The organism is Microcoleus anatoxicus, assembly GCF_042465725.1.
GTDB lineage: Bacteria > Cyanobacteriota > Cyanobacteriia > Cyanobacteriales > Microcoleaceae > Microcoleus > Microcoleus anatoxicus.
The window spans coordinates 1,902,946-1,916,458 of record NZ_CP120853.1 but is presented as its reverse complement, the minus strand read 5'-3'; the positions used below and the strand labels follow the sequence as shown (position 1 = coordinate 1,916,458).

Genomic DNA, 13,513 nt, shown 5'->3' with positions numbered 1-13,513 from the left:
TATTAAGACTACCCCCTTGACATTCCACAAACAGTTATGTAAGATATTATTACATTACGTAAGAAAAGGTCGTCCTATGAACCTAAAAGATGTGGAGGTAAAGCTTGTAGGGGTGCTTCAGGATATCCAAAGCGTTAGCGGATATGACGGAAGCGGAATCATGGCAACCACCTGTCCTCTTAATGACCTTGAGGGGTTTGACAGTATGCTTTGGCCTGTCGCGATTGGTATGCTTGCCACTGCACTGGAAGTGAACATTCCAAACCACAAAAACATTTTTCTCTCGAAGGATGGCAATAGACGACTTACCATCAGCGAATCAGCAGCTATAGTCTGCGAGAGCGTCAATAAAGGAGAGACTTAAATATGAGTCATACAGATAAAAAAAAAGCAATTATCGCGAACCGGATTCGTGAAGCTCGTAAAATGGCTGGTCTTTCGCAGGCTCAGGTAGCCAAGATTCTGGGTATTCATCGACCCTCTGTTTCAGAGATAGAAGCTGGTAATAGAAGCGTTTCTGCTGAAGAAATGGCAAAACTTGCTGAGATTTTTGACGTGAGTATGTCCTGGCTAATAGGTGAAGGAGCAGAAAAAGTTGATGTCCGCGATAACAAACTTCAGCTTGCAGCCAGAGAACTTCAAAAGTTGAAACCAGAAGACCTCGACAGACTTTTAACAATTCTTGCCTCAATGCGAAGTGGAGGAGAAAAAGTGTGATCAATAAAATTACTTACTTCAATACGAAACGGGAAAGACAAACTTTGGCTCAAAAAGCCATGTGCAAATCAATAGATGTGCGGAGGCAAACTGGTTTCGATCTCATCAGCCCGCTCTGTATTTATGGTTTGTGTGACCAGCTTAATATCAAAGTCAGGTTTGTTGACATCAGCAGCATGGAAGGGATGTATTACAAAGAAGAAAAGCCCTTAATCTTTCTTTCTGCACTGCGACCCTTCCCGCGACGGGCATTTACTTGCGCTCACGAACTAGGGCATCACATTTTTGGACACGGTTTAAGAGTCGATGAGCTGATAGAAGACTCAGAAAAATATAAGGATTTTAATCCAGATGAGTTTCTGGTTAATTCCTTTGCAGGTTTCTTGCTAATGCCCACTTTAGGAGTACGAAAAGCTTTTGTCGATCGCGGATGGAATGTTGCTTGTGCAACACCAATTCAGATTTTTACTATCGCCTGCTATTTTGGTGTTGGGTACGAGACTTTAATCAAGCATATGACTTATGCCCTAAAAATGCTCGATCGAACACAAGCTTTATCACTCCTCAAAGTTAAGCCCAAAGATATCCGACAACATATACTCGGATACCCATCTTCCGAGCCATTAATTATTGCTGACCAACATTGGTCAATTCCTACCATTGATGCCGAAGTTGGAAGTCAACTGTTATTGCCAAACACCGCAGAGGCAGCCAATGAGACTATTACCTTTCAAGAAGATATTCCAAATGGTCGTCTTTTTCGAGCTACACGTCCCGGCATCGTCCGCGTCTACTGTCGCGATACAAAATGGGCAGTATTTGTTCGCGTTTCCCGCCATCAATTCGTTGGTTTGAGTCAATATCGACACCTTGAGGAACCAGAAGATGAGTAGCAGTTCACCTCTGATTATTGAAGAAACAAATCTCTCCCATGCTTGGAGTCGTGCATTCCTCCATATCATTGATAATCCCGGCAAAGAAATTTCACCTCTTTTAATAACATTAACGGATTTTACCAATGGTATGCCCAACGAAGACCAAGCTATTCGAGATACTCTTGACAGTTGTCTCACTGCTACAGGTGACCAGCAAGTTCATACTGTTGCGGACACAATCTTTCCTAGATCTCTATGGCGACTATCTCAGCAAGATCGAAATAAACTATTTGAGATTTATCTCAATAATCTTCCTAGATACAAGGCTCTAGAACCCCATAAAAATAAGCGCGGTATTTACTTTGAAAGATTGATCTCCTATGGTTCTGGACCTAATAATGGCAACCAGCTCGAATACATTATTTCTCAGTACAAGTCACGTTCAGGAGTTAGAAGATCGATGTTTCAAGCCTCGATTTTCGATCCAGCACGAGACCATGTTCACGATCCACGACTTGGCTTTCCTTGTCTCCAACACGTCAGCTTTATACCACAGAAAAAAAGCTTGATTCTGAACGCTTTTTATGCTACTCAACAGTTGTTTAACAAAGCTTATGGTAATTACTTAGGTTTGTGCTGGCTGGGAAATTTCATGGCTCATGAAATGGGAATAAGCTTCGAGCGTATGAACTGCTTTATTGGTGTAGCAAAAATAGACAATGTTAACAAAACTTCGACCACTCTAGATGAACTAAAAAAAGTAGCACGTCAGGTAGTATAATTAAGAGCGATCGCACAGAAATCCATGCGGATTTAATATGATAAACAAACGCTCAAACCAAGCCGATGCCAATAATGTCACTCTACACACCAAACAACTAAGTTTTGAACTTGGTGATTATGGAGAAAAACCCAGATATGCTCCGACAATAATCTCGCACATTCTGCCTACAAAGCCTACCGTTGTGTTCGATAGTTACTGGCGATTTGCCGCCGAAAGGCAGAAGATATTCTTCAAAAAATTAGAGAAAGCACAAATACCTTGGACTGACGATCAAATCCTTTCAACATACAAATTTACCAATGCCTATAGAGCATCCGATCGCACAAGCCAGTACCTAATACGCAACGTCATTTACCGGAATGACCTTCCTGCTTGTAGCACGGAAGTATTCTTTAGGATTATGATCTTCAAATTGTTCAACAAAATAGAAACTTGGCAGCTTTTAGAGAATAAAATTGGTTGCATAACTTACGCGGACTATTCATTCGAGCGATACGATAAAGTTCTCACAGAAGCCATGAAGTCAGAGCAGACAATTTATTCCGCTGCATACATCATGCCATCAGGAGGAAAAACTCTGGGACATACTACTAAGCATCGCAATCATCTGAAATTGATCGAACTGATGATGGCTGACGAACTGCCTCATAAGCTCGCAGACGCAAAAAATATGCACAAAGGATTCGATCTGCTGCGCGACTACCCCACCCTCGGCGATTTTTTAGCTTACCAATTTATTACCGATGTTAACTATAGCAAGATTACCAACTTTAGCGAGATGGATTTTGTAATTCCTGGGCCAGGAGCACTCGACGGCATCCGCAAATGTTTTCTTGATTTAGGCGGACTGAATGAACCCGAAATTATCAAGTTTATGGCAGATATTCAAGAATCAGAGTTTGAGCGACTGGGACTTGATTTTAAGTCGCTATGGGGACGAAATCTGCAACTTATTGATTGCCAAAATCTGTTTTGCGAAGTTGATAAATATGCTCGGATGAAACACCCCGATATTGCCGGAATATCAGGCCGCACTCGGATCAAGCAGAAATACTCAGCTAATACGCAACCCGTCGATTACTGGTATCCGCCGAAGTGGGGAATTAATCAGGCTATTGAAGAATACAGAGCAGCCAAAGCTGACACTCAGTTTAAGCCCAAATAGAATCTCAAGGAGTGAAGTATGGATTTTCACGAATATCAAGAACAGGCGCTGAAAACAGATCGAGTTCCTACTAAAACCGGAGACGGAATTATAGTGCCTCTACTCGGTTTGGTAGGTGAAGCGGGTTCGCTGCTCACCGAGTACAAAAAACACCTTCGAGATGGAGATGCTCACAAACTTTTTAAAGAGGCGATCGCAGAAGAGTTAGGAGATTTGCTCTGGTATGTTGCCAACGTAGCAAGCAAATTCGATCTCGATTTGGAAAAAGTTGCAAAAGGTAATATTGAAAAGTGTCGCGCTCGTTGGGGATGGAGAGATTCAGGACAGACAGATGCCAGCACTACTGGATACATATTCGACGGTGAGTTTCCAAAAAACGAATGTTTGCCACGGCACTTTATAGTCGAGATTACTGAAGTGAACCAAGATGACTCAGTTAAAATGAGGGCATTCATCGACGGACAACAGATTGGGAATGACCTTAGTGACAATTCTTATTCCAGCGACGGCTACCGCTTTCACGACGTTTTTCATCTCTCTTATGTCGCAGTTTTGGGTTGGTCGCCAGTCATCCGCAGCAACCTAAAACTCAAGCGCAAAAGCAATCCCCGCATTGACGAAGTAGAAGACGGGGGTCGAGCAATAGCTATTGAAGAAGGCTTGTCAGCTCTCGTGTTCAGCTATGCTAAGGATCATAACTTTTTAGAAGGAGTTGTCGCTCTTGATTACCAACTACTGAAAACTCTTAAAAATATGAGTTCGCACCTAGAAGTTGCTCGGTGTTCGCTCGGCGATTGGGAGGAAGCGATTCTTACGGGCTACGAAGTCTGGCGGCAGGTGGAAAAAAATCGCGGAGGAACGGTTGTTGTTGACATCGACGCACGCTCGATAACCTATGCAGAGAAATAATTTTTTTTTGTTGAAGTATCGATCTAAAAAGCTAACTGAGCGGGGGTTTAACCAACAGCAATAGCACTCGCTACTGCATATGACGGCGTATGACTTATACTCAACAGCCACATGGTAATGCCGAGTTCTGCCGCGATTTCTTGACATCTGCCATAAAGCACTACTGACGGTCTACCTGTTGGCAAACGTTGGATTTCAATATCAGTCCATGAAATTCCCTGGCTCCATCCCGTACCAATAGCTTTAAGCACTGCTTCTTTACCTGCAAAACGACCTGCAAAATATTGAATGCGGTTCGCATCGGACCCTGCACCACTACACTCTGTTGCTGTAAAGCATCGCGTTTCAAAATGCTCCCCTGACCGTTCTATTAGTTTTCTGATATCTTTGATTTCAATAATGTCGATACCGTGACCAATAATATTCATCTTGCTAATTTTTCGGCGCAGTTAAGTTAAGGAAGAATTGAATAAATAGTCACTTTGAAAAAAATTGTGCAATCTTTAACAAAGATATACAAGCTGATTTAATGCGGGTAAGAAAAAGGAGTTGTGCTGCTTCTAACGTACAACGGGTGACGCGGATGCCCTTTCTTGGTAATTCCCAGGCAGTAGAGATTTTCACGGTTACTTAGCCAAGGGGAAACGGTTTGGTATCGGTTCCTCAAACTACCCCGATTGCCCCAAGCCACAATAATTCTATCGGCTCGTTCAACCGCTTCTCGGAGATAGTGGTCATTTTCAGGGCCCACGGGATCTAATACCACGCGCAGAATATCTGGTCGCGAGGCACGGTAAGCAAATAAATTGACTACTTCGATCGAACCGCAACCCCAAGAGCGGGCAAAGCCTAAGCATCGGCGGAGTGTGGGATCGTCAGTATTTGCATCCGCACGACTGGGATTGAGCATAACGAAGGCTACTCTAGGAGCATTGGCGTCCCACTCCCGCCACAGAGAGTAGCGGTAGAGTCCTGTGGGATCGATCGCTGCACCTTGGTTCATAATTTGTTTCATTTGAATGCCCTGGAAAATTTTAGCCGTCAGACTTCGCTTCTGTCAGCTCAACAATAAATTTCTTAGAGCAACCGTCAAAACGGTCAGGACGTTCTTAATCGCTGAAAACATCCTTAATTATTGCATTTTCCTTCTTTGTTCCGCTCTTCCTCTGCGGTTAATAAAAAAATTTAGTGATTTTGAATACAATCCCCGACTCAACAGCCGATCGCACTCCTCAATTTTCCACCGGATCTAAAATTCCCCTAAAGTTCCACCCCCTTTCCCAAAACCCTCCCTAAGATATAAGTGAGAGGACGATCGGTCTAATAGCCGATTCAGGAGCAAGTGTCAAGCACTCCATCGAACCCAAACCCAGAGCCGCAAGACAGGGAGAACATAAAAATCATGGTAAACGCGCCGACAGGAGAAACCCGCCTAGGCCCGATCGCTCAGGTGCAAGCCTTAGACCGCGATTGCACGACTCTATCCCGTCACGTACTCCAGCAACTTCACAGCTTTAGTGCAGATGCTCAGGATCTCAGTGCCCTGATGAATCGCATCGGACTCGCGGCCAAGCTGATCGCGAGGCGACTGAGTAGGGCTGGATTAATGGCAGATGCCTTGGGGTTTACAGGGGCTGTAAACGTGCAGGGAGAATCCGTAAAACATATGGATATCTATGCCAATGAAGTGTTTATCTCGGTATTCCAGCAAAGTGGACTGGTCTGCCGCTTGGCTTCGGAGGAAATGGAAAAACCCTACTATATTCCCGAAAATTGTCCGATCGGGCGCTACAGCCTGCTCTACGACCCCATAGATGGTTCTTCCAATCTCGACACCAATCTCAATGTCGGTTCCATATTCAGCATTCGCAAGCAAGAAGGGGACGATGCAGACGGCTCGGCCTCGGACTTGCTGCAACACGGACACAAACAAATCGCCGCCGGCTACGTGCTCTACGGGCCCAGTACAATGCTGGTTTATTCGATCGGCCAAGGCGTTCATTCCTTTACTCTCGACCCCAGTTTGGGCGAGTTTATTCTAGCTAACGAAAACATTAAGGTTCCCGATCGCGGCCCGATTTACAGCGTTAATGAAGGGAACTTCTGGCAGTGGGAGGAATCTTTGAGAGACTACATTCGCTATGTACACCGCAGCGAAGGCTACACCGCCCGGTACGGTGGGGCTTTGGTGGGAGATTTCCACCGGATTTTGTTTCAGGGAGGCGTGTTTTTGTATCCAGGAACAGTGAAAAAACCCGAAGGCAAATTGCGCTTGCTGTACGAATCTGCTCCTTTGGCGTTTTTGATGGAACAAGCCGGCGGGCGGGCTAGTACCGGCATTCAAGACATCTTGGATGTGGTGCCGACGAAGATTCACGAGCGCACGCCCTTGATAATCGGCAGTAAAGAAAATGTAGCGCTGGTCGAGTCTTTTATTCAAGATCGATCGCGCAATCCTAGAACACTTTCTGAGGGAAGTCATTAGTCATTAGTCATTAGTCATTGGTTAGTTGTTATTTGTTTGTTCTAATAACCAATGCCCTCTTTGGCCGATGCCCGATGCCCAATTATCAAAATTTTAGGAGTTAAATCAATGACCGACAAGACAACGAATCACCTGTTAGAAATCAAAGAAATTGGCCAGAGCATCTGGATGGACAATTTGACTCGCAATCTGATCGAGTCCGGCTCACTCAAACAGATGATTGAAAGTCGGGGACTGCGCGGGATTACATCGAATCCGGCTATTTTTGAGAAGGCGATCGCGGGCAATGTGATTTACGATGCTGATATCGAAGCTGGCATCCGGGCTGGCAAATCTGTACTCGAAATTTACGAATCTTTGGTGTTTGAAGATATCCGCAATGCTTGCGATATCTTCGCCCCAGTCTACGCAGAGTCCAACGGTTTGGACGGTTACATCAGCATTGAAGTGCCGCCGACGATCGCCAATGATACAGAAAGCACGATTAGCGAAGCCTTACGTTATTATCAGGCGATCGGCAAACCAAATGTGATGATCAAGATTCCCGGAACTGCTCAAGGATTGCCGGCTGTCGAACGAGTCATCAGCGAAGGGATTAACGTTAACGTCACTTTGCTGTTCTCTGTTGACAGCTACGTCGAAACCTTCTGGGCTTACATTCGCGGCTTGGAAGCGCGAGCAGCTAAAGGTTTGGATGTGAGCAATATTGCCTCAGTTGCCAGTTTCTTCTTGAGCCGGATCGACATCAACATCGATGGTCAGATTGACGAAAAACTCAAAAATGTCACCGATATTTCGACTAAAGCCAAACTAGAAGCGGTCAAGGGAAAAATTGCGATCGCCAATGCCAAAGTAGCTTACCAGAAATATAAAGAGATTGTCGCGAGCGATCGTTGGCAAGCACTAGCAGCCAAGGGAGCCGAAGTGCAGCGGCTGTTGTGGGCGAGTACCAGCACCAAAAACCCCAACTACAGCGATGTGATGTACGTCGATGAATTGATCGGCCCCGACACGGTGAATACTTTGCCTCCCAACACCGTTGAGGCTTGTTTCGACCACTGCGATGTCGCACCCCGGATTGAGAGCAATGTAGAAGAAGCTTACGCCCTGATCGAAAGTCTCAAAGATCCCGACATCGACATCGATTTGGATAAAGTGATGGCCGACTTGCTCTTGGAGGGGATTGAGAAATTCGTCAGCCCGTTCCAATCTCTGATGGATTCCTTGGAAGAGAAAGTTAAAAAGCTCGCACCCGTCGCCTAGGCAGATATCTGTATCCTCAGAGGCAGAAGCATTTGGGAGTCCGAATAGATAATTGTTTTGGTTCCTCAATCCTGAGTTTTGAATCCCGAACCGGGCAAAAGTGAGACCCATGGGTGTCAAAAAACCTTTCAGAGGAAAATCGAGAAGGTCTAACTTTGGCTCCTATCGCTGAGTTGGCAATCCCGAACTAGAAAAATCGACACCCATGAGTATCAAAAACTTTCCAGAGGGAAATCGAGTTTCTTGTTTGGGAGGACTCCAACTAGAAGCTTAAACTCGAATTCTTCATCTCCTACCAATATCGAGGCTGGGAAGTTCGTTTGGCGGTTGAGATGGCAAAAATTCGAGCAGAACTCAGAGAGGAAATCAGGGCTGAAGTTAAAGCTGAATAAGAAGCACAGATTAACTATATGGCCCAGCAACTGGCAGAAATGAGTAGCAAAGAAACAGAGTAATTCGGGGTCTTCCCGAATCTTCAGTAGTTAATCTACCTGCTACGCCAGATCCCACCCTTGAGCAAGGTGGAGACGCTTGAAAGGTCACAACCTTAATGGGATTTTCTCAGCTATAGAGATTGCTAGTCCCAAGCGGTTAGGGGAGGAACATCGCCTAGTTTCTGAAGGTAGAACACCAAACCGATTAACAAGCCCTCAAGCCGATCGAAGCAAACTTAACCCAATATTTGGAGAAGGCAGAAATGCCAAATCATGTGTTTCTTTTGAATGCCGATAAAACGCCATTAGCTCTGATTCATCCTGCCCGTGCAAGAGAGCTTCAATCAAAGGAGAAAGCGAAAGTGTTTCGCCAATATCCCTACGTTTTGATTTTGCAAGAGCAAGTGCAGAATCCTGTCACCAAGTTGTATTCCATCAAAATAGATCCGGGGTCAAAATTCACCGGATTCGCCTTGCAATGCGGTCAAGATATTGTGTGGAGGATGGAGTTGCAGCATCGTGGCGAAACGATTAAAGCAGGCCTGGAGCAACGCGCAGGATTCAGACGGGGAAGACGTTCTCGCAATCTGCGGTATCGCAAGAAGCGATTCGATCGCCGCAAACCCCAAGGATGGTTAGCACCTTCTATTGCGCACCGCGTCTTAACCGTTGAGACGTGGATTAAGCGGTTGATTCGGTATTGCCCCGTGGATGGCGTTGAAATCGAGCAAGTTCGCTTCGATATGCAGAAGTTGCAGAATCCTGAAATCAATGGCATTGACTATCAGCAAGGGACATTATTCGGCTATGAAGTGCGGGAATATCTCTTGGAGAAATGGGAGAGAAAATGTGCGTACTGTGGCACTGAGAATATTCCTTTAGAAATCGAACATATTCATCCAAAATCAAAAGGAGGAAGCGATCGGGTTTCTAATCTTACATTGGCTTGTCATGCTTGCAACCAGGCGAAAGGCGATCGAGACATTCGAGATTTTTTGTCACAAAAGCCGAACATTTTAGATCGAATTCTCAAACAAGTAAAGAAACCTTTGAAGGATGCGGCAGCAGTCAACGCGACTCGTTACGCAATTGTGCGAATGGCGAAAGGATTATGTGATTCGGTCAAATGCTGGACGGGTGGGAGAACGAAATATAACCGATGCTCTCAGGGGTTAGAAAAGTCTCACAGCATAGATGCCGCCTGTATTGGGGAATCAGGGCAGTCGATCGATTTGCGAACCCATCAACCTTTACTTGTTACCTGTAAAGGACATGGGAACCGTCAAGCACGGCGCGTCAACGCATCAGGATTCCCGGCAGTCAAGAGGGCGAAAGATGTGTTTCATCATGTCAGTGCTGGCGATATTGTCAAGGTTTCGATTGACAAGGATAGAAAAAAGGTGAAAGCAGGAATCTACACCGCACGGGTGAAAACCCCAAACAAGAACGGTTGTGAAGTTCTCATCTACGGGAACCGAATCAGCTTTTCAACCATGAAAGATGTACATTTCGTTTACAGGAATGATGGTTATGGATACGCATTCTCAGACTGCGAAATACTCCGAAATACTCCGAAATACTTACTCCAAGATTTCGTTACCGGATGCTATAACTGCTAATTATCAAGCCGTATTAGCGCGGCTGTCAGCTTTAGAAGGAGCAAAATAGAAAATGGTCACAATACTTGAAAACCCGCTGCGGGTAGGTTTACGAAAAGAACGAGTGCCAGAACCACAAATTCTGGTAATCTTCGGAGCTTCCGGGGATCTCACCCAGCGCAAACTCGTACCAGCAATTTATCAGATGAAGCGCGATCGACGCCTGCCACCAGAAACTACCGTGGTGGGAGTGGCACGCCGCCCTTGGAGTCACGATTACTTCCGAGAGCAAATGCGCGAAGGCGTTGAAGAATTTGGTGGTGGCATTGCCAATGAGGAATTTTGGCAAGATTTTGCTCAAGGTTTGTTCTACTGTCCAGGCGATATTGATAACCCCGAAAGCTATCAAAAACTGAAAGCTTTCCTGGAAGAACTTGACCAACAAAGGAGAACCCGCGGCAACCATATATTTTATCTTTCTGTTTCCCCCAACTTCTTTCCCGAAGCAATTCGGCAACTGGGGGCAGCCAAAATGCTCACAGACCCCCTGAAGCACCGCTTAGTAATTGAAAAACCCTTCGGCCGCGATTTAAGTTCGGCAAAAGCTCTCAATCGAGTAGTGCAGCAGGTTTGTCAAGAACAGCAAGTGTACCGAATCGACCACTATTTGGGCAAAGAAACAGTTCAAAATCTGATGGTGTTCCGGTTTGCGAATGCAATTTTCGAGCCACTGTGGAACCGCCAATTTGTCGATCACGTACAAATTACAGTGGCAGAAACAGTAGGGGTAGAAGACCGAGCCGGTTACTACGAATCCTCTGGGGCTTTACGGGATATGCTCCAAAACCATTTGATGCAGATTTTTTGTCTGACAGCGATGGAACCGCCAAACTCCCTAGACGCTGACAGCATCCGCACCGAAAAGATGAAAGTTTTGCAAGCAACACGGTTAGCTGACTTGCATAACTTAGAGAATTCTGCAATTCGCGGACAGTATTCCGCCGGCTGGATGAAAGGCAAGCCAGTGCCCGGATACCGCACCGAACCAGGAGTCAATCCTAACTCGATGACACCTACTTTTGTGGCGATGAAGTTTGCGATCGACAACTGGCGCTGGCAGGGAGTGCCTTTTTACCTACGCACCGGGAAGCGATTGCCCAAAAAAGTCAGCGAAATAGCGATTCAGTTCCGCGAAGTGCCACTGTTAATTTTTCAGTCTGCCGCTCAACAAACGACTCCTAACGTGTTGACGATGCGCGTCCATCCCAATGAGGGGATTTCACTAAGGTTTGAGGCGAAAATGCCAGGACCTGATTTAAGAACGCGGACGGTGGATATGGATTTCAGTTATGGTTCTTCCTTTGGGGTGACTTCCTCGGACGCTTACGATCGACTTTTGATTGACTGTATGTTGGGCGACCAAACTTTGTTCACCCGTTCTGATGAAGTAGAAGAAGCTTGGCGGGTTGTCACACCAGCACTCATGGCCTGGGAAGCACCGAGCGATCCCGCCCTGGTGCCTCAGTATGAAGCAGGTACCTGGGAACCCGCCGAGGCAGAATTGCTAATTAATCGAGACGGCCGTAAGTGGCGCAGACTGTAATAGTCATTAGTCAGCAGTCATTAGTCATTAGTTTATTGGTCAGCACCAGTCATTAGCGATTAGCTAAGAACTGCTAACTAAGAACTGCTAAGGAATGGCAATTTAATAACTTAAACAATCTCGATCTTTCAATCCTTGCCTGCAAAGCTAGCGGGCGTAAAGATGCTGAAATTATTAAATTTTCATTCCTAACTAATGACTAATGACTAATGACTAATGACTAATGACTAATGACTAATGACAAATAAAAAAGGAGAAAAAACCGATGACTATGACACCGCTAAAAGCTCCACCTCTAGTTTCGCTACAAACTCCTAAAGATGTTTCGATCGACCAAATAGAAGCCGAATTAGCTAAAATTTGGGAAAGTTACAGAGAATCGGGGTCAAACGGCGATTTTCCGATCGCCACTAGAGCGACAACATTTACCTTTGTAGTCTACGAACCCGAAGAAACTCAGCAGCTATTAGCGGATTTGGGCTTTTACGACGGGCCCATTGATGGCATCACCGGGCCGATGACCGCATCTAGCATCAGAGCTGCTCAAAAAGCTTACGGCTTGCCAAGAACAGGCAAACCTAATGCTGAATTGCTCGCCACTTTGCGGGAAGAAGTAGCCCGTAAAAATTCCAATGGCAGCAAGTTAGGTCCAACGGGTTTCGGTTCAGGAGGTTCCGCTGTAGCTGACGCGATAGTCGCTGCTAATCCCTGCCGGATTATTGCTCTGTGCCCGATGCTGGGAGAAGATACGGGCGTACAGGCTCAAGTCGCTGCTTATTGTCCGGTTCACAAGGGTGGTACGGGCAATTTGGTCTGCTGTGAGTACATTACGCTCCGGGGAACCGAAGCTGCTCTGGAACGAGTGAGCGGTGTGGTGACAGCGCTGATGATTGCGGATTTGCCCAAATTATTGTGGTGGAAGGCAACGCCCGATGCCGATCGACATTTTTTCCAAAAATTGGCAGCCACCAGTAGCTCTGTAATTATCGATTCGAGTTGCTTTGCCGAACCCGAAGCCGAATTGCTGTTGATGCAAAGCCTGATTGAAGAGGGAATTCCGATCGCGGATCTCAATTGGCGCAGGTTAGCTGCGTGGCAGGAATTGGCCGCTGAGGCTTTCGATCCACCCGAACGTCGCGCGGCAATTCGGGAAATCGATCGGGTGACAATCGATTACGAACAAGATAATTCGACTCAAGCGCTGATGTATTTGGGTTGGCTAGCCAGCCGACTTCAGTGGCATCCTGTGGCCTATAAACAAGAGGATGGTGACTACAAAATCAAGCGGATTCAGTTCGCAGGTGCTGATGGAAGGGTTGTAGAGGCAGAGTTAGCTGCGATTCCGACTGCTGATACAGGTGATGTCCCTGGAGATTTGATTGCTTTGCGCTTGAATTCTACTAACAAGAATGCTGACTGCGGTACGGTGCTGTGTTCCGAAACCGGTGGCTGTATGCGGATGGAAACTCATGGTGGCGCTCAAACCGATCGATTTAACCAGGTGACACCCCTGTTCGATCAAGTGACGGAACAGTTGCTTGGCCAGCACTTGCAGAGTTGGGGCCGCGACGTGCTTTACGAAGAAAGCTTGGCAGTGACAGCTCAATTGCTGAAATTAGCTAATTGACAGAAGAAGTAAGAAGTAAGAAAGAAAGAAAGAAAGAGTTAACATGAAGTAGG

At 45.9% G+C, this 13,513-nt stretch carries 13 protein-coding genes; 11 read left to right on the top strand and 2 right to left on the bottom strand.

What is annotated here, in order from left to right; all coding sequences use genetic code 11:
• The first annotated feature begins 76 nt into the window (after positions 1-76).
• Genes P2A85_RS08220 through P2A85_RS08195 form a run of 6 tightly spaced genes read left to right on the top strand, consistent with a single transcriptional unit; the run spans position 77 to position 4,450 of the window.
• The gene (locus tag P2A85_RS08220; protein WP_377478581.1) at positions 77-364 is read left to right on the top strand and encodes a hypothetical protein; all 288 of its coding nucleotides are present in this window, start codon (positions 77-79) and stop codon (positions 362-364) included.
• A 2-nt stretch (positions 365-366) separates the two neighbouring features.
• Positions 367-717: a helix-turn-helix domain-containing protein gene (locus P2A85_RS08215; RefSeq protein ID WP_293281329.1), complete on the top strand. Its 351-nt coding sequence runs from the start codon at positions 367-369 to the stop codon at positions 715-717.
• Complete coding sequence (locus P2A85_RS08210) at positions 714-1,610, top strand: ImmA/IrrE family metallo-endopeptidase (RefSeq protein WP_377478579.1); 897 nt, start codon at positions 714-716, stop codon at positions 1,608-1,610. Before P2A85_RS08215 ends, P2A85_RS08210 begins: the two co-directional genes overlap by 4 nt.
• Positions 1,603-2,373: a thymidylate synthase gene (locus P2A85_RS08205; protein WP_377478577.1), complete on the top strand. Its 771-nt coding sequence runs from the start codon at positions 1,603-1,605 to the stop codon at positions 2,371-2,373. The genes P2A85_RS08210 and P2A85_RS08205 overlap by 8 nt, the downstream gene beginning before the upstream one ends.
• A 37-nt stretch (positions 2,374-2,410) precedes the next feature.
• Positions 2,411-3,541: a nucleotide kinase domain-containing protein gene (locus tag P2A85_RS08200; RefSeq protein WP_377478575.1), complete on the top strand. Its 1,131-nt coding sequence runs from the start codon at positions 2,411-2,413 to the stop codon at positions 3,539-3,541.
• An 18-nt stretch (positions 3,542-3,559) separates the two neighbouring features.
• On the top strand, positions 3,560-4,450 hold the full coding sequence (locus P2A85_RS08195) for a nucleoside triphosphate pyrophosphohydrolase family protein (protein ID WP_377478573.1): 891 nt from the start codon (positions 3,560-3,562) through the stop codon (positions 4,448-4,450).
• Positions 4,451-4,497: 47 nt separating this feature from the next.
• Here the strand turns inward: P2A85_RS08195 and acpS are convergent, their stop codons facing one another.
• Together acpS and P2A85_RS08185 are read right to left on the bottom strand one after the other, a co-directional pair.
• Positions 4,498-4,878 (bottom strand): holo-ACP synthase, encoded by a 381-nt coding sequence (gene acpS, locus P2A85_RS08190; RefSeq protein WP_377478571.1) that lies wholly within the window; start codon positions 4,876-4,878, stop codon positions 4,498-4,500.
• A 98-nt stretch (positions 4,879-4,976) separates the two neighbouring features.
• Positions 4,977-5,465 carry a DUF1643 domain-containing protein gene (locus P2A85_RS08185; RefSeq protein ID WP_377478569.1) on the bottom strand — a complete coding sequence of 163 codons (489 nt, stop codon included), beginning with the start codon at positions 5,463-5,465 and terminating at the stop codon, positions 4,977-4,979.
• 387 nt (positions 5,466-5,852) lie between these two features.
• Here P2A85_RS08185 and fbp point away from each other — a divergent pair, with 387 nt between their 5' ends.
• The 5 genes from fbp to opcA all read left to right on the top strand — a co-directional run bounded on the left by fbp (position 5,853) and on the right by opcA (position 13,460).
• Positions 5,853-6,935 carry a class 1 fructose-bisphosphatase gene (gene fbp, locus P2A85_RS08180; protein WP_377478567.1) on the top strand — a complete coding sequence of 361 codons (1,083 nt, stop codon included), beginning with the start codon at positions 5,853-5,855 and terminating at the stop codon, positions 6,933-6,935.
• A 108-nt stretch (positions 6,936-7,043) separates the two neighbouring features.
• The gene (tal, locus tag P2A85_RS08175) at positions 7,044-8,198 is read left to right on the top strand and encodes a transaldolase (protein WP_377478565.1); all 1,155 of its coding nucleotides are present in this window, start codon (positions 7,044-7,046) and stop codon (positions 8,196-8,198) included.
• Between the two features lie 697 nt (positions 8,199-8,895).
• Positions 8,896-10,251, top strand: coding sequence for an RNA-guided endonuclease IscB (iscB, locus tag P2A85_RS08170; protein ID WP_371124101.1), 1,356 nt, complete (start codon positions 8,896-8,898; stop codon positions 10,249-10,251).
• Between the two features lie 52 nt (positions 10,252-10,303).
• On the top strand, positions 10,304-11,833 hold the full coding sequence (gene zwf / locus P2A85_RS08165; protein ID WP_377478563.1) for a glucose-6-phosphate dehydrogenase: 1,530 nt from the start codon (positions 10,304-10,306) through the stop codon (positions 11,831-11,833).
• 265 nt (positions 11,834-12,098) lie between these two features.
• Entirely contained in the window at positions 12,099-13,460 is a 1,362-nt protein-coding gene (opcA, locus tag P2A85_RS08160) for a glucose-6-phosphate dehydrogenase assembly protein OpcA (protein WP_377478561.1), read from the top strand.
• Positions 13,461-13,513: the final 53 nt, after the last annotated feature.